Here is a 15,580-nt window from a genome sequence, read left to right as displayed (position 1 = left end):
CCTTCTCGGCCTCGCGGGTCTTCGCGACGTCGACCTGGTAGGCGGCGACGCCCTCCTTCACCGACGAGACGTCGCGGTCGAGCACGATCGGGGTGCCGCCGGCGGCGGTGACCGCGGCGGCGACGGCCGCACCGAGCCCGGAGGCTCCTCCGGTGATCAGGACGCGGCCGATGGGGGTGGGAGTGGTGCTCATGGTTTCCTTCCGGGGGTGGTCTGCGGGCCTCGTGGGCCGCGGGTCAGCCGACGCGCGCGAGCGCGGCGGCGAGATGGGTGGTCGAGCGGCCCGGGTGGTACGGCACGGTCAGGACCCGGCCGCCCCACTCCGCCACCGTCGCCGTCTCGGGGAGGGACTCGGCGGAGTAGTCGCCGCCCTTCACCCAGACGTCGGGGCGGATGCGGCGCAGCGCCTCGTCCGGCGTGTCCTCGCCGAAGACCAGCACGGCGTCGACGCACTCGAGCGCGAGCAGCAGGTCGACGCGGTCGTCCTCGGGGATGATCGGCCGCGCCGCGCCCTTGAGGCGCCGGACGGAGTCGTCCGAGTTGAGGCAGACGATCAGGCAGTCGCCGAGAGCGCGTGCGGCGGAGAGGGTGCGGGCGTGGCCGGCGTGGAGCAGGTCGAAGCAGCCGCCCGTCGCGACCACCGTTCCTCCTGCCGCGCGGACGGACTCGGCGACGCGCAGGGCGTCCACCCCGCCGCCGTGGAGGGGTGCGGGGTCGGCGGGAGCGGACAGTGAGGCGACCCCTCCCGCGAGGAGGTAGGCGCCGGCCGCGGCGACCGCCGCCTGCACCGCCTCCGAGGTGCTCGCGCCCTCGGCGAGGGCGACGGCGGCGGAGGCGGCGAACCGGTCGCCCGCGCCGCACGGGTCGGTGGGCGGCACGGCGACGGCCGGTGCGACGACCGGGACGCCGGCGCCGCGGGAGCGCAGCAGGGCGCCGGAGGATCCCATCGTCACGGTGACCGCACCGCAGCCCCAGCGCTCGAGGAGGGTGGTCGCGGCGGACTCGGCGCGCGTCACTCCGCGGCCGACGGCTCCCGAGAAGGCCGTGGCCTCGGCCAGGTTCGGGGTGGCGAGGGAGGTGGCGGCGACCGGCTGGGAGCCCCGCGGGTGCGGATCCCACACCAGCGGCACGGTGAGCGCGTCGAGCGCCGTGCGGAGCGACGGCTCCTCGGTCAGGCGGCGGCCGTAGTCGGCGACGATCACGGCGTCGGCGTCGGCGAGCGCGGCGAGCATCGCGTCGGTGACGCCGGGGACGGGCGGCGTCTCGCAGCCGCGGTCGATCCGCACGACGGCCTGGCCGGAGGCGGCGACGCGGGTCTTCACCGGCGTCGGCGCTCCTGAGGGCCCGGCGACCAGGCGGACGCCGGACAGCTCGGCGCGCAGCTCCGCCACGTCCGGATCCGAGTCCTCGGCGAGCGCGGTCACCAGCGTCACCTCGTGCCCGTCGCGGGCGAGCATCCGGGCGACGAGTCCGGCACCGCCGGCGCGGGCACTGCGGGCCGACACGTCGACCACGGGGACGGGGGCGTCCGGGCTCAGCCGCTCGGCGGGTCCGGAGAGGTCGACGTCGAGCATCACGTCGCCGACGACGACGAGGCGCAGGCGGCTCACGAGGCGGCCGCCGTCCGCGCGCGGATCCGGTGCTCGAAGGCCCGGCAGAGCGCGTGCACGAGCACCAGCTGCGCCTCCTGCACGTTGGAGCCGTGGCCCTCGAGGGCGATCGCCTCGTCGCAGAGCTCGGTGAGCGGGTTCGGCCCCTCGCCGGTCAGCGCCCACGACCGGGCGCCCGCCGCACGGGCGGCCTCCGCGGCGTGGAGGAGGTTCGCGCTGCGTCCGCTGGTGGAGAGCAGGACCACGACGTCGCCCGCCCGGGCGTGCGCGGTGACCTGGCGCGAGAACACGTGGTCGAAGCCGTAGTCGTTGCCGATCGCGGTCAGGCTCGACGTCTCGGCGTGCAGCGAGATGGCGGAGAAGGGGACGCGGTCGCCGTCGAAGCGGCCGACGAGCTCGGCGGTGAGGTGCTGCGCCTCCGCCGCGGAGCCGCCGTTGCCCGCGGCGAGCAGGCGCGCGCCGGAGTGCAGGCGGTCGGCGAGCTCGACGCCCCAGGCGGCGATCCTGTCGGAGTGGCGCTCCAGCTGCGCGACCGCGTCGAGCGCGCGCGCCACGTGATCGTCGACGAGGCGCCGGGCGGCGTCGGCCGGGGTGTCCAGAACGGGGTCGATGGTCGCGGTGTCGATGGTCATCGTCGCGGAGCCGCCTTCCGGGTGGTGGGGGATGAGGGTGCGCTCGTGGCGCCGGTGAGGAGCGACTCGTCGCCGAGGCCGGCGAGGGTCGTGACGTAGGCGCGCTCGGTGTCGGCGGCGACGCGGTCCCAGGAGTAGCGGGACTCGACGCGCTCGCGGCCGGCGGCCCCGTAGGCGCCGGCGCGGTCGGGGTCCTCCAGCAGCGAGCCGAGGGCGGCGGCCAGGGCGACCGGGTCGCGCGGAGGCACGTGGACCCCGGTGACGTCCTCGACCACGGTGTCGATCAGGCCGCCCACGGAGGAGGCGACGACCGGCACGCCGCAGGCCATCGCCTCGAGCGGAGTGATGCCGAACGGCTCGTACCAGGGCGCGCAGACCACGACGTCGGCCGAGCGGAGCATCGCGGGCATCTCGGTCTGCGAGAGCTGGCCGGCGAAGTCGACGCGGTCCGCGACGCCGAGGCTCTCGGCCACGCCGTGCAGCCGCTGGTACTCGGGGTCCGCGGTCAGCGCGTCGCCGGAGCCGGAGCCCCCGACGACGACGAGCTCCGCGTCGTGGCCGGCCGCGACCAGGTGCGCGAGCGCCTCGATAGCGATGCCCATGCCCTTGCGCGGCACCAGGCGTCCGATGGTCATCAGCCGCGAGCGCTCGCCGCGGGGCGCGACCGGGCCCTCGACCGAGAACCGGTCGATGTCGACTCCGCAGGGCACCACCGAGATGCGCGAGGTCGGCACGCCGAGCCCCTTGAGCTCGAAGGCCTCGTCCGAGCAGGTGGCGACGACGCCGTCGGCCTTCTGGCCCACTCCGGGCTCGAGCCAGGCGCGCTCCGCGGGGCTGGTGTCGAGCGCGCCCTGCTGGCGGCGCTTGACCACGCCCAGCGCGTGGAAGGTGTGGAGGACGGGCACGCGCCGCCCGGTGGCGCGCTCCACCCGCTCGGAGGCGTCGAGCGCGGCGACCCCGGACATCCAGAAGTGACTGTGCACGAGGTCCGGCCGCTCCTGCAGCCACTCCTCGGCGAGATCGACGGCGAAGTCGCCCATGAAGGGCAGCAGCTCGTCCTTCGACACCCGGCGCGGCGGCCCGGCGTCGATGTGCACGACCTCGACTCCCGAGGTGAAGGGCACGCGCCGGGGGAGGGAGGGGTCGTCGCGGCGGGTGTAGACGACGACGCGGTGGCCGCGGCGGGCGAGCGCGTCGGCGAGCGCCGCCACGTGGACGTTCTGGCCGCCGGCGTCGACGCCGCCGAGGGTCGCCAGCGGGCTCGCGTGCTCCGAGACCATGGCGATCGTCAGCGCGGGCGCGGCGGAGAGGTGCTGCTTCATCGGGTGCTCCCTTCCAGAGCGGGCTCCGGCGACCGGCGTCCGGGGAGGTCGGCGAGGACTTCGTCCCAGTCGCGGTGGAACCGGGCGAGGCCGTAGCGCGCGAGCGCGGCCTCGCGGGCGACGGCGCCGGCGCGGGCGGCGCGGTCCGGGTCCTCGACGAGCGCCCGGGCCGAGGCGACGAGGGCGTCGAGGTCGTTCGAGACCGCTCCGGCCTCGGGCGGGACGGCGCGCCCCGCCTCCGTCACGTCGAGCGCGACGACGGGCATCCCGAGGTGCATCGCCTCCAGCAGCGCGAGGCCGAGGGAGGTCCAGCGGAACGGGTGCAGGTAGACCCGGCGGCGGGCCAGGGCCGCGTGCATCGCCTGCGTGCGGACGTCGCCGAGGACCGTCACGTCCTCCAGACCCGGCAGCTCGGCGAGCCGGTCGGTCTTCATCCCGAAGACGTCCAGCGGAGCGACGGCGCCGAAGCGGGGGAGCAGGTCGGTCCCGGCGACCCGGCCCCGGCGGACGGGCTCGTTGACGACCACGCCGAAGTGCGGCAGCTCGCCGGTGTAGAGGGGGCCCGGGTCGTGGATCCCGTGCTCGATCACCGTCGTCCGCGTCGATCCGGTGTCCCACATCAGGGCGTTGAAGTGGGTGACGTGGACGATCAGCAGGTCGTCGCGGTCGGCGAGCGGGTGGCGGTTGTCCGGCACGTCCCCGCGGGGGGTGTTGTGCTCCACGTAGACGGCGGGCACGTCGCGGCCGAGGCGTCGCCCGAGCAGGCGCTCGGCCTCGGCGAGCTCCTCGAGCCTCTGGAGGAGGACCGCGTCGACGTCGGCGTCGTGCAGCTCCTCGGGGGCGATCTCGACGGCGCTCGGCCAGTCGCGGCCGCCGGTGCCCAGGCCCCAGCCGTCGCGGGCCGGAGTCGTGGGGAGCAGGTAGGTGTGGGCGCCGCGGACGAAGGCGTCCGCCCAGCCGCCGTGCACGTGCCAGAGCAGGATCCTCATGCGATGGCCTCTCTCGGGGAAGTCGTGGGTCGGAGTCGGAGGGCGGCGGCGACCGCCTCCTCAGCGCTCACCCCCGCGAGGCACGGATGGCCGGGGACGGGGCACACGCGGGCGCGCGAGCCGGCGCAGGGCGCCTCCTGGTCGCCGAGCAGCGCGACCGGGACGCCGTAGGGCGCCCAGCGCACGGCCGGGACGACCGGCGCGAAGAGGCTCACCACGGGGGTGCCGACCGCGGCGGCGAGGTGCGCGGGGCCGGTGTTGCCGCAGATCACGACGTCGGCGCCGGCCAGCACCTCGGCGGCACCGGCGAAGTCCGTCGCCCCGCCGAGGTCGATGCCGCGGGAGCCCGCGACCTCGGCCGTGAGGGAGCGCTCGCCCGGGCCGCCGGTGACGACGACAGCGAGGCCCGCGTCCGCCAGCAGCTCGACGGCGCGGGCCGCGTTCGCCGCCGGCCAGGCGCGGGCGGGGACGGCTGCCCCGGGGTGCACGACCGCGTAGGGGCTGATCCCCTCGAGAGCGGCGGGCAGCACGCCTTCGCGGCGCACGCGGAGCCGTCCGTCGTCGCCGGCGGGCAGCGCGAAGCCGGCCGCCGCCGCGATCGCGAGCGCGCGCTCCGGCTCCGGCTGGTCCTCCTCGAGGGTCTCGCCCGGGACGAGGCGCACATCGAGCAGGGCGCCCGCGAAGTCGACCGAGGCGCCCGTGATGCGGGCGACACCGGCGAGGCGGAGCAGCAGGGCCAGCGGCAGCGGCGACTGGTGGAAGGAGGTGAGGATCACGGCCTCGTCCGGCGCGAACTCCTCGACGATCGCGCGCAGCTCGTCGACGAGCTCGGAGTCGACGGGGCGGGAGGCGTCGCCGATCCACGGGCACCACCAGGTGCGGACGGAGGAGGGACCCGGCAGCAGCGCGGCCGCGGGCGCTCCCTGCGGACCGCTCAGCAGCAGCACCTCGGCGTCGGCCGCGATCGCGCGGACGGCGGGTCCGCACAGCAGGACGTCTCCCGCGCTGTCCAGGCGGGCGACGAGCACGCGGCGCTTCACTCGGCGTCCTCGTCGGGCTGCATCGCGAGCAGCAGCTCGACCGCCTCGAGGAGCGTCGCCGCCTGCAGCGGGGCGGCGTCCACCTCCTCGGCGCGGGTGATCGGAGTCGGAACCAGCACTCCACGGGCGCCGGCCGCGGCGGCGGCGCCGACGTCGGCCCCGATGTCGCCGATCACGGCGAGCGAGCTGGCCGGCAGTCCCAGCTGCTCGGCGGCGCCGAGCACCATGCCGGGCCGGGGCTTCCGGCAGGAGCAGCCGTCCTCCGGGCCGTGCGGGCAGAGCATCCACACGTCGAAGCCGCCGAAGAGCTCGTCCACGCGCCGGTTCACCGCGTCGGCCTGGCCGCGGTCGATGATCCCGCGGGCGATCCCGGACTGGTTGGTGACCACGCCCAGAACCAGTCCCGCCTCGCGCGCCCGCTCGACCGCCGCGAGGGCGGTGGGCATCGGGGAGACCTGCGCCGGGTCGCCGTTGTAGGGCACGTCGACCACGAGCGTCGCATCGCGGTCGAAGAGGATCCCCCGCAGGCGCGGGGCCCTCGCGCGCTCGTCGGCGCTCCGGGAGGAGGAGTCGTTCACCTTCTCCTCGTACCCCTCGACCGGGGATGTAAACCCCCTTCCGGAGAAGTCGGTCCGTCCGGGCGCGTCGCTCGCATCTGCGGGCGGCGCGTCTGAGGTGCGCGCAGCGGGGTACGGGGACTCCGACAGGAAGGAGGCGCCGTGCGCGCTCTCACCGCCCCGGACGGGACTCCGGAGATCCTCGCGCTGCGCGCCCTCAAGCTCGGCGACCTGCTCGTCGCCGTCCCGGCGCTCAAGGCCCTGCGCCGAGGCTTCCCGGACCACCGGCTGATCATGGCGACCACGCCCTGGCTCGAGCCGATCGTCGACCTGGTCGAGGGCCTGGACGCGCTCGTGCCCACCCTCCACGGACTCGACGACCCGCTGCCGATGGCAGCCGGCCGCGTCGAGCTCGGCGTGAACCTCCACGGCAACGGCCCGGAGTCGCGGCTGCGGCTGCGCGAGATCGCGCCCGAGCGCACGCTCGAGTTCCGCGTCCCGGCGCTGGACCCGGGCGCGGGCCCGGAGGACCCGCGGCCGCTCTGGATCGACGGCGAGCTCGAGCGCGCCCGCTGGGCCCGCCTGGTGAACTCGATCGGTCTCGACGCCGACCCCGAGGACGTCGCGATCGCCGTCCCGGAGGAGCCCGCCTCGGCCCCCGGAGCCGCCGTCGTGCACATCGGGGCCTTCTACGGCTCGCGCGAGTGGCCGGAGGAGCGCTTCGCCGCGGTGGCGCGCTCCCTCGCCGCCGAGGGGCACCGCGTCGTCTACACCGGAGGCGCGAACGAGGCCGACCGCGCCCGCCGCGTCGCCGAGCTCGCCGGCACGGGCGAGGTGCTGGCGGGGGAGCTCGCGCTCAGCGGGTTCGCCGCGGTCGTCGCGGCCGCCGAGGTCGTGGTGACCGTCGACACCGGAGCCGCGCACCTCGCCTCCGCGTACGGCGTCCCCTCGGTCGTGATCTTCGGTCCGGCACCGCCCGAGGCCTGGGGCCCTCCGGCCTCGGGTCCGCACGTCGTGCTGACCGACGCCTCCCTCCGCCGCGGCGACGTGTTCTCCGCCGAGCCGGACCCGGCGCTGCTCGCGGTCCAGGTCGACGACGTCCTCGCCGCCCTCTCGTCGCTCCCGTCGCGTGCCGAGGCCCACCTCAGGCGGACTTCAGCCGCGTCGCCGGTCGGACCGGAGTGACCGTGGCCACGCGGGCCCGGGGAGCGCGCGGCTGATGGCTGCGCGAGGGGGCGCCGAGCCGGTCGGCGAGCTGCGCGAGGATCCGCCGCTGCAGGCGCGAGACCTGCATCTGCGTCGTCCCCAGGGCGTCGGCTATCTGCTGCTGGGTCCGCTCCTCGACGAAGCGCATGCGCAGGAGCTCGCGCTGGCCCTCCTCGAGCTCGGCGAGGGCCTCGGCGAGCCCGTGCCGCCGGTCGATCTCGAGCAGCCGCTCGTCCTCACCGCCGAGGGTGTCGCCCAGGCCGACGCCGCCCTCGCCCACGGTCTCGTCGAGGGAGAGCGGATGCCCCGCGAGGCGCGCGTCGGCCACCTCCGTCGCGTCCACTCCGAGGCGGCGGGCGATCTCCTGGTCGGTGGGGTGACGGCCGAGCTCCTGCGCGAGCTCGTCGGCGACGACGGCGGAGCGGCGGTGCAGCTCCTGCACGCCGCGCGGCGGCCGGATCATCCAGCCGAGGTCGCGGAGGTGGCGCTTGAGCTCGCCGGTGATCGTGGGGACGGCGAACGCGGCGAAGCTGTCGCCGCGCTCGGGAGTGAAGCGGCGGGCGGCCTTCACGAGGCCCACGTAGGCGACCTGGCGCAGATCCGCCCAGTCGCCTCCGCTCCGGGAGACCCGGCGGGCCATGGCCTCGGCCAGGCCCAGGTGGTCGAGCACGATGCGCTCGCGGATGCGCGCCCCCTCCGCGGCCTCCGCGCTCACCGCGGCCTGGAAGAGCGAGAGCGTGCGGGCGTCCTTCTCCTCCCGTGCCGCCTCGGTGAGGGCGCTCGGGCGGTCGGTGCGGGGGTCGAGATCGATCGTGCTCATCAGTGCTCCTTCCGGGCACGCTCGCGCGGAGGCCCGGCGCGGCCTGCGGTGCGGCGCTCGGGCCCTCTCGACGAGAGGCCCGGGGTCAGCGCACCACTGCTCCTGCTCGCTCGGGGAGTCCGTTGACTCGGAGCAGTGCTGTCCGGTAGAAGCAGTCGCCGCGAGGCGCGCACCGTGCCCGGGGCGGAGGCGCCACGGCCCCCGCGATCCCGGGCGCCGCACCGGCTCCCGCCGGTAGGATCGGCCTCGTATGTCTGAGCTCACCCCGCCCCTGGAAAGCGCGCCGGACGCGCACCCGTTCACGACCGCGACCGGGAGCGACGTCCGCGTCCGCTTCTGCCCGTCGCCGACCGGGACCCCGCACGTCGGCCTCATCCGCACCGCCCTGTTCAACTGGGCGTACGCGCGCCACACCGGCGGCACGTTCGTCTTCCGCATCGAGGACACGGACGCCGCCCGCGACAGCGAGGAGAGCGTCGAGCAGATCTTCGACGCGCTGCGCTGGCTGAGGCTCGACTGGGACGAGGGCGTCGGGGTCGGCGGCCCGCACGGCCCGTACCGGCAGTCCGAGCGCACCGACGTCTACCTCGACGTGATCGCGCGGCTGACGGCGTCGGGGCACCTCTACGAGAGCTACTCCACGGCCGAGGAGATCGATGCGCGCAACGAGGCGGCCGGCCGCGCGAAGCAGCACGGGTACGACAACCACGACCGCGACCTCACCGAGGAGCAGCGCGCCGCCTTCCGCGCCGAGGGCCGCGCCCCGGCGCTGCGCCTGCGCGTGCCGGACGCCGACCTGTCCTTCGACGACCTGGTCCGCGGCCCGATCACGTTCCCCGCGGGCTCCTTCAGCGACTTCGTCGTGGTGCGCCCCAACGGCCAGCCGCTCTACACGCTGGTGAACCCGGTCGACGACGCGATCATGCAGATCACCCACGTGCTGCGCGGCGAGGACATCCTGCCCTCGACCGCCCGGCAGATCGCGCTGTACCACGCGCTGATCGACATCGGAGTGACGACCTTCGTCCCGCGCTTCGGGCACCTCCCCTACGTGATGGGCGACGGCAGCAAGAAGCTCTCCAAGCGCGACCCGTCCTCGAACCTCTTCCACCACCGCGACCGCGGCTTCATCCCGGAGGGCCTGGTCAACTACCTCGCCCTGCTCGGCTGGTCGCTCACGCACGACCGCGACGTCTTCTCGATCGACGAGATGGTCGCCGCCTTCGACGTCGCCGACGTGAACCCCAATCCGGCCCGCTTCGACCTCAAGAAGGCCGAGTCGATCAACGGCGACCACATCCGCCTCCTGGCCGTCGACGACTTCACCGAGCGGACGATCCCGTACCTCGTGGCGGCCGGAGTGCTCGCGGGCGAGCCGACCGCCGAGCAGCGCGCGGTGCTCGACGCCGCCGCGCCCCTCGTGCAGGAGCGGATCGGCCTGCTCGGGGAGGTCCCCGGCATGCTCGGGTTCCTCTTCACCGCCTCCGAGGCGCTCGAGTACGACGAGGACGCGCTGAAGGGCCTGCCCGCGAACGCCGGCGAGGTGCTCGCCGCCTCGATCGGCGCCCTCGAGCTCGTCCCCGCGTCCGAGTGGCTGACGGCCTCGATCCAGGAGGCGCTCGCCTCCGCGCTGATCGAGGGCCTCGGCCTCAAGCCCCGCATCGCCTACGGGCCGCTGCGCACCGCGGTCTCCGGACGCCGCGTCTCGCCGCCGCTGTTCGAGTCGATGGAGATCCTCGGCAAGCAGGAGTCGATCGCCCGCCTCGACCGCCTGAGCGCTCACCTCGGCGCCTCCCGGCAGGCCTGACCGTGGCGGAGACGGTCGGCGGACGCTACGACGTCGTCGTGATCGGCGGGGGCCCCGCCGGGCTCTCCACCGCGCTCAACCTCGTCCGGGCGCGCCGGAGCGTGCTGCTGCTCGACAGCAACCGCCCGCGGAACGCCGCGACCCTGCACTCGCACGGGTTCCTCACCCGCGACGGCATCTCGCCGCTCGAGCTGCGCCGCCTCGGCCGCGAGGAGTTCGAGCGCTACGAGGCCGCCGAGGTGCACAACGCCCTCGTCACATCGGTCGAGCGCTCCGGCGGCGAGTTCGTGGTCGGCGCGCGCGGCGTGCGCGGCAGCGCGGACCGCTCCGTCGTCGCCACCGCCGTCGTGGTCGCCGCGGGGCTGCTCGAGACGCCGCCCGCGCTCCCGAGCCTGCGCGCCTACTACGGCACCGCCGTGCACAGCTGCATGGAGTGCGACGGCTACGAGAAGGCGGGGGAGGCGCTCGCCCTGATCGGCGAGACCGACGACCTCGCGGAGCGGGCCATGCTCCTCTCGCAGTGGTCGACCGACCTGATCGTCTTCACCAACGGCGTCGGGACGGTGAGCGACGCCGACGAGTCGCTGCTCGCCTCCATCGGCATCCGGGTCGACCGGCGCCCGGTCGCCGACCTCGCCGGGGAGCGCGCCGAAATGACCGGCGTCCGCCTCGTCGACGGCGACGTCGTGCCGCGCACCGGCGCGTTCGTCCGCCCCGTCTGGACGCCCGCGCTGGACTACCTGGACGCGGCCGGCCCCGACCGCGACGCCGACGGCTTCCTCCGCGTCGACGCCGGTGGCCGCACGTCCGTCCCCGGCCTCTACGCCGCCGGCGAGGTCACCCCTCCCGGCCCGCAGCAGCTGATCGTCGCCGCCGGATCGGGCGCCCAGGTCGCCTCCGCGATCAACCGCGACCTCGTCCGCGCCCGCCTCGGCGAGGCCGCCCCGGAGTCCGAGGGCAGCGTCGTCCGCGGCTCGATTTGAGCGGGATGCCCGCGTAGGGTACTGTCGTCTCTCGGCGCTCGGGTCTCGATCCGGTCGCCGCCTGGTCCCGGGATCACCTCCGGATGACCATTGGGGTATGGTGTAATTGGCAACACGGCTGATTCTGGTTCAGTTGTTCTTGGTTCGAGTCCAGGTACCCCAGCATTGATCTCCTCCGCGGCACTCCGCGCGACGCCCTCGTTCGTGGCGTCCTCCTCCGGGCCCGCCCCCTCGCGAACCGCTCTCGGCGGCGTCCGCAGTATCCCCCCTCCGGCCGACGCGGCCGTCCGAGGCGCTGTGACACGATGGAACCTGTACGTCTCTCAGGTACCCGCGTCGCGCGGGTCGGACGAAAGGTCGCCCGCCCATGGAACCGGATCTCCTCTGGATCGTCCTCGCCGGAGTCGCCGTCGGCGCACTCCTGCTGATCGCCCTCATCGGCTTCTTCCTCTTCCGCGCCTGGTACCAGGTGCCGCAGGCCGACGAGGCGATCGTGATCGTCGGGAAGAAGCAGAAGGGCGAGGACGGCCTCACCTCGAACATGACCGTCATCACCGGCGGCGGCGCGTTCGTGAACAAGCTGACCCAGCGGTCCGACCGCATCTCGCTGCGCTCCCGCCAAATCAAGATGGAGCCGGTCGCGCAGACCAAGAACGGCGTGACCATCCACCTCGCGGGCGTCGCCCTGGTCAAGATCGGGTCCACGGCCGACCAGGTCCGCGCCGCCGCCGAGCGCTTCGCGTCGCAGGACCAGTCGATCGACGTCTTCACCACCGAGCAGCTCGAGGGCGCCCTCCGCGGCGTCGTCGCGAAGCTCAGCGTCGAGGAGGTCATGCAGGACCGGCAGAAGCTGGGAGACGAGATCGCCGAGGGCATCAAGGGCGACCTGCTCGCCCAGGGCCTCGTCCTCGACTCCTTCGCCATCCAGGGCGTCACCGACCGCAACGGCTACATCGAGGCGCTCGGAGCGCAGGAGATCGAGCGCGTCCGCCGCGAGGCCGACGTCGCGCGGATCAACGCGGCCCGCGAGGTCAAGGCTCGCCAGCTGGCCACGGACGAGGCGAACCTGATCGAGCAGACCGCCTACGACAAGAACACCGCCGCCGCGAAGTCCGAGGTCGGCCGCGCCAACGCCGAGGCCGAGCAGGCCGAGAACCTGGCCCGCGCCGAGCGCGAGCAGGCCGTCCTCGTGCAGCGCGCCGAGAACCGGCAGGCCGAGCTCGACGCCGACGTCAAGCGCGTCGCGGACGCCGAGAAGTACCGCCGTCAGACCGAGGCCGACGCCGACGCCTACGGACGCGAGAAGAAGGCCGAGACGGACCGCCAGGTCGCGCAGCAGGTCTCGGACGCCGAGGCGTACGCCGTCCAGCGCCAGGCGGAGGCGCGCCAGGCGTCCGCCGCCGCCGAGGCCGCCGCCGTGAGCGCCCGCGCCGAGGCGGAGGCCCACGCACTGCGGGCCAAGGCGGGCGCCGAGGCCGAGGCGCTGCGCGCGAACGCGACCGCCGAGGCGGAGGCCATCCGTGCGAAGGGCGAGGCGAGCGCGGCGGCCATCGCGGCCGAGGCGGAGGCGCTCCGCGAGAATCAGGAGGCGATCCTGGGTCGCGAGCTCATCGGGCAGCTGCCCTCGCTCATGGCCGAGTTCGCGAAGGGCTACCAGAACGTCGGCTCGGTGACGCTGATCGGCGGCGACACCGCCGGCACCCACATCGCGCGCGAGCAGGCGGCGGGTCTCGCCGCGACGTTCGACAGCGTCAGGTCGGCGACCGGCGTCGACCTCGGCGCGATCCTCCAGGGCCAGGCCTTCGGCCGGGGGATGGCGACCGGAGGCACTGTCGTGCCGACCGGCGCGTCGGTGCCTACCGGATCGGGTGACGCCCCGCGTCCGTCCGGCACCGGCGACCCGACCGCCGTCGCCTCCACGAGCTGACCGCAGGGTCCCGCCGATCCCCGGCGGTTCCACCACCGCCGCCGCCGTGCTCGTCGGTGGGCGCCCGTCGTCGTCCGCCCTCGAGCACGGCGTGCGGCGTTCTGCGCGACCGGGTCGTGCCCCTGCCCGGCGTCGAGCGGCCCCGCTCAGGCCAGCGGCTTGCGCATCTGCAGGGACGTCGTCTCGTAGCCGAGCGACTCGTACAGCGCCCGCGCGGCGGTGTTGAAGCCGAACACGTTCAGCGCGAGGGCGGAGCCGCCGCGGGAGCGGACGTGCGACTCCGCGAGCAGCATCGCCGCCCGGCCGAGGCCGCGGCCGCGCTCGGCGGCGTCGATCTGCACGTCCCAGACGTACCCGACGCCCTCGAGTCCGCTCGGGTGCGGGCCGAGCCAGAGCGACCCGACCGCGCGGCCGTCCTCGGAGACGAGGAGCACGTCGTGCCCGGCAGCGGGGGAGCCGCCCGGGAAGTACTTCTCGTACGAGGCGTCGGCGTTGCGCGTCGCGGCCGCCTCGTCATCGCCCGCCCGCATCCGGTCCTCGATGTACGCCGAGCGCTGGACCCGCATCCAGGTGGCGAGGGCAGCGGCGGGCATCGGCTCGAGCGTGACGGTCATCCCCTCACGATCCCACTCCTCCCCGCCCCCCGCGCTCGGTCCGTCGCGAACGGCCCGCACGGGATCCGCGGACGGGCCGCTCGCGACGGATCGCCGCCGGCCCGGATCAGTCCGGGGTCCGCTCCGCGTGCTTCCGCTTCCCCAGGCGGGTGGCGAGGAACAGCACCGTCCCCACGACCACGTAGCCCGCTGTCGCCAGCCAGACGACGCCCGTCTGCTGCGTCAGCAGCACCACGCTCGCGATGGTCGCGAGCACCGGCACGACGCGCGGCACGGAGTAGTGGGCGTGGTCGACGCGGTCCTTCTTCAGCACCAGCACCGAGACGTTCGCCGCGATGAACACCAGCAGGAGCAGCAGCACCGTCGTCTCGGCGAGGGTGCCGACGTCGCCGATGAGGCTGAGCAGCATCGTCACTCCGCCGACGACCACGATCGACACCCACGGCGTGCGGCGGCCCGGGAGCACCTTGCCGAAGGCGCTCGGCAGCAGCCCGGAGGTGGCGAGCCCGAAGCCGACCCGCGACGCCATCACCATGAACAGCAGAGCGCCGTTCGCGATGGCGACGAGCGCGATCAGGCCGAACAGCCACGGCGGCACCTCAACTCCGCTCGCCGCGACCACGTCCAGCAGGGGACCGCTGGAGGCCGCGAGCTCGTCATTCGGCAGCACGATCACGGCGCCGAGCGCGATCAGGAGGTAGACCACGGCCGCGGTGATCAGTGCACCGAAGAGGGCCCGCGGGTAGACCTTCGAAGGGTTCCGCACCTCCTCGGCCATGTTCGCCGCGGCCTCGAAGCCGAGGAACGAGAAGAAGGCGACGATCGAGGCGGCGAACGCCCCCTGCAGCGGAGCGACGTCGGGGTTGAACTCGAGCACGCGGGAGGCGTCGCCGTCGCCGGAGCCGAAGAAGACCGCGGCGCAGACGATGACGATGACCAGTCCGCTCACCTCGATCACCGAGGCGACCAGGTTCGCCGTCAGCGACTCCTTCACCCCGCGCAGGTTCACCAGGGTGAGGATCGCGATGAAGACGATCGCGGTGGGGATCGGCGGCACGTCCAGCAGAGCCCCGAGGTAGTCGCCCGCGAACGCGTTCGCCAGGGAGGCGGCCGTCGTGATGCCGGAGGCCATCATCAGGAAGCCGATCAGGAACGAGAGGTACGGCTTCCCGAACGCGCGGTCCACGTAGCGCGCCGCCCCTCCGGCGTGCGGGTACTTGGTGATCAGCTCGGCGTACGTGCCCGCGGTGAGCAGGGCGACGACCAGCGCGATCAGCAGCGGCAGCCAGATCACGCCGCCCACGTCCTCGGCCATCGTGCCGACCAGGGTGTAGATGCCGGCGCCGAGCGTGTCGCCCACGATGAAGGCGAACAGCAGCGGTCCGGTGATCACCCGCTTGAGCGACGCCTTCCCGGGAGCGGTCTCGGCGGTGTCCGTCGTGTCGGTCATCCGGACACTCCACCGAAGCGGAGGGTCCGAGCGCAAGCCTCGCCGCCCGATCGCTGCGAGATTTCTCATCATCGCGACCCGTGTGGCAGGGGCCCGGGCGGCGAGAACTCCCACAGCGCGCTGATCCCAGGACTCGGGCGATCGGCCGCATCAGAGGGAGCGGACCCGGTGCGCACAGGGTGAACAGGGGGCGACCGCGCGTGCCGCCGCGCGCCCGCACTGGGTAGGCTGGAGCGCTTCGTCGTGAGTGGAGCGGTCGCGGAGGAATCATGGGCAAGAAGCGCAACCAGGGACGATCCGGAGGCGGTCAGGGCGGGTCCGGCGGTCAGGGCGGCGGCCGCACGGCCGAGACCGCGCTGATGGTGCGGTTCCGCAGCTGGTACCGCTCGCACCTCGCCGAGGTGGGAATGCAGCACGAGCACCTCGAGGCCGACGAGGCCGTCGAGGTGCTGACCGACCTCTTCGCGATGACCCGCGACCTGCGCCCGCGCGGCTCCTTCGCCCAGCCCGACGCCGAGCTGCTCGAGGCCGTCTTCGACCAGATCGAGGCCGACCTGTCGGGGGAGGAGAGCGAGGCCGACCTCGACGACACCCTCTTCACCGTCGCCGAGGTCGTCGAGCAC

Annotated in this window: 14 protein-coding genes, 1 tRNA gene and 1 pseudogene; 6 read left to right on the top strand and 10 right to left on the bottom strand. The window is 74.5% G+C overall.

From position 1 onward, the window contains the following. The 7 genes and pseudogenes from C5D04_RS15610 to C5D04_RS18380 form a co-directional block, all read right to left on the bottom strand. Window positions 1-193 (bottom strand): annotated as a pseudogene (locus C5D04_RS15610) (short-chain dehydrogenase); the annotation flags it as partial. A gap of 43 nt (window positions 194-236) precedes the next feature. Continuing rightward, entirely contained in the window at window positions 237-1,601 is a 1,365-nt protein-coding gene (locus tag C5D04_RS15605; RefSeq protein WP_104239116.1) for a PfkB family carbohydrate kinase, read from the bottom strand. 5 nt (window positions 1,602-1,606) lie between these two features. Next, the gene (locus tag C5D04_RS15600) at window positions 1,607-2,242 is read right to left on the bottom strand and encodes an SIS domain-containing protein (protein ID WP_104347985.1); all 636 of its coding nucleotides are present in this window, start codon (window positions 2,240-2,242) and stop codon (window positions 1,607-1,609) included. Then, window positions 2,239-3,534 (bottom strand): glycosyltransferase, encoded by a 1,296-nt coding sequence (locus C5D04_RS15595; protein WP_104347986.1) that lies wholly within the window; start codon window positions 3,532-3,534, stop codon window positions 2,239-2,241. The genes C5D04_RS15600 and C5D04_RS15595 overlap by 4 nt, the downstream gene beginning before the upstream one ends. Before the next feature lie 26 nt (window positions 3,535-3,560). Then, entirely contained in the window at window positions 3,561-4,553 is a 993-nt protein-coding gene (locus C5D04_RS15590) for a glycosyltransferase (RefSeq protein WP_104347984.1), read from the bottom strand. Next, on the bottom strand, window positions 4,550-5,593 hold the full coding sequence (locus tag C5D04_RS15585; protein WP_219815033.1) for a glycosyltransferase family 9 protein: 1,044 nt from the start codon (window positions 5,591-5,593) through the stop codon (window positions 4,550-4,552). Before C5D04_RS15585 ends, C5D04_RS15590 begins: the two co-directional genes overlap by 4 nt. After that, window positions 5,590-6,171 (bottom strand): HAD-IIIA family hydrolase, encoded by a 582-nt coding sequence (locus tag C5D04_RS18380; RefSeq protein WP_181134093.1) that lies wholly within the window; start codon window positions 6,169-6,171, stop codon window positions 5,590-5,592. Before C5D04_RS18380 ends, C5D04_RS15585 begins: the two co-directional genes overlap by 4 nt. A gap of 141 nt (window positions 6,172-6,312) precedes the next feature. On the opposite strand from C5D04_RS18380, the gene C5D04_RS15580 reads away from it, so the two are divergent. Beyond that, window positions 6,313-7,335: a glycosyltransferase family 9 protein gene (locus C5D04_RS15580; RefSeq protein ID WP_104274517.1), complete on the top strand. Its 1,023-nt coding sequence runs from the start codon at window positions 6,313-6,315 to the stop codon at window positions 7,333-7,335. Here C5D04_RS15580 and C5D04_RS15575 read toward each other — a convergent pair. After that, window positions 7,295-8,176 (bottom strand): sigma-70 family RNA polymerase sigma factor, encoded by an 882-nt coding sequence (locus C5D04_RS15575; protein ID WP_104226266.1) that lies wholly within the window; start codon window positions 8,174-8,176, stop codon window positions 7,295-7,297. The two genes, C5D04_RS15580 and C5D04_RS15575, sit on opposite strands and share 41 nt — an antisense overlap. A gap of 250 nt (window positions 8,177-8,426) precedes the next feature. Between C5D04_RS15575 and gltX the strand changes: the two genes are divergently transcribed. The 4 genes from gltX to C5D04_RS15555 all read left to right on the top strand — a co-directional run bounded on the left by gltX (window position 8,427) and on the right by C5D04_RS15555 (window position 12,893). Continuing rightward, on the top strand, window positions 8,427-9,983 hold the full coding sequence (gltX, locus tag C5D04_RS15570) for a glutamate--tRNA ligase (protein WP_104347983.1): 1,557 nt from the start codon (window positions 8,427-8,429) through the stop codon (window positions 9,981-9,983). Window positions 9,984-9,985: 2 nt separating this feature from the next. After that, complete coding sequence (locus tag C5D04_RS15565) at window positions 9,986-10,966, top strand: NAD(P)/FAD-dependent oxidoreductase (RefSeq protein WP_104276156.1); 981 nt, start codon at window positions 9,986-9,988, stop codon at window positions 10,964-10,966. 91 nt (window positions 10,967-11,057) lie between these two features. Next, a tRNA-Gln gene (locus C5D04_RS15560) sits at window positions 11,058-11,129 on the top strand. Window positions 11,130-11,333: 204 nt separating this feature from the next. Continuing rightward, entirely contained in the window at window positions 11,334-12,893 is a 1,560-nt protein-coding gene (locus C5D04_RS15555; protein ID WP_104347982.1) for an SPFH domain-containing protein, read from the top strand. Between the two features lie 146 nt (window positions 12,894-13,039). Here the strand turns inward: C5D04_RS15555 and C5D04_RS15550 are convergent, their stop codons facing one another. Next, window positions 13,040-13,507 carry an N-acetyltransferase gene (locus tag C5D04_RS15550; protein ID WP_104347981.1) on the bottom strand — a complete coding sequence of 156 codons (468 nt, stop codon included), beginning with the start codon at window positions 13,505-13,507 and terminating at the stop codon, window positions 13,040-13,042. 106 nt (window positions 13,508-13,613) lie between these two features. Beyond that, window positions 13,614-14,957: an APC family permease gene (locus C5D04_RS15545; RefSeq protein WP_104347980.1), complete on the bottom strand. Its 1,344-nt coding sequence runs from the start codon at window positions 14,955-14,957 to the stop codon at window positions 13,614-13,616. A gap of 269 nt (window positions 14,958-15,226) precedes the next feature. Here C5D04_RS15545 and C5D04_RS15540 point away from each other — a divergent pair. Continuing rightward, window positions 15,227-15,580 (top strand): hypothetical protein (locus C5D04_RS15540; RefSeq protein WP_146087885.1); only part of this gene is annotated, 354 nt, incomplete at its 3' end.

Origin of the sequence: Rathayibacter sp. AY1D2, from assembly GCF_002932695.1 — a bacterium.
Taxonomy (GTDB): Bacteria; Actinomycetota; Actinomycetes; order Actinomycetales; family Microbacteriaceae; genus Rathayibacter.
Note: the sequence above shows the minus strand (reverse complement) of the source record. Positions and strands in the feature narration are given on the sequence as shown.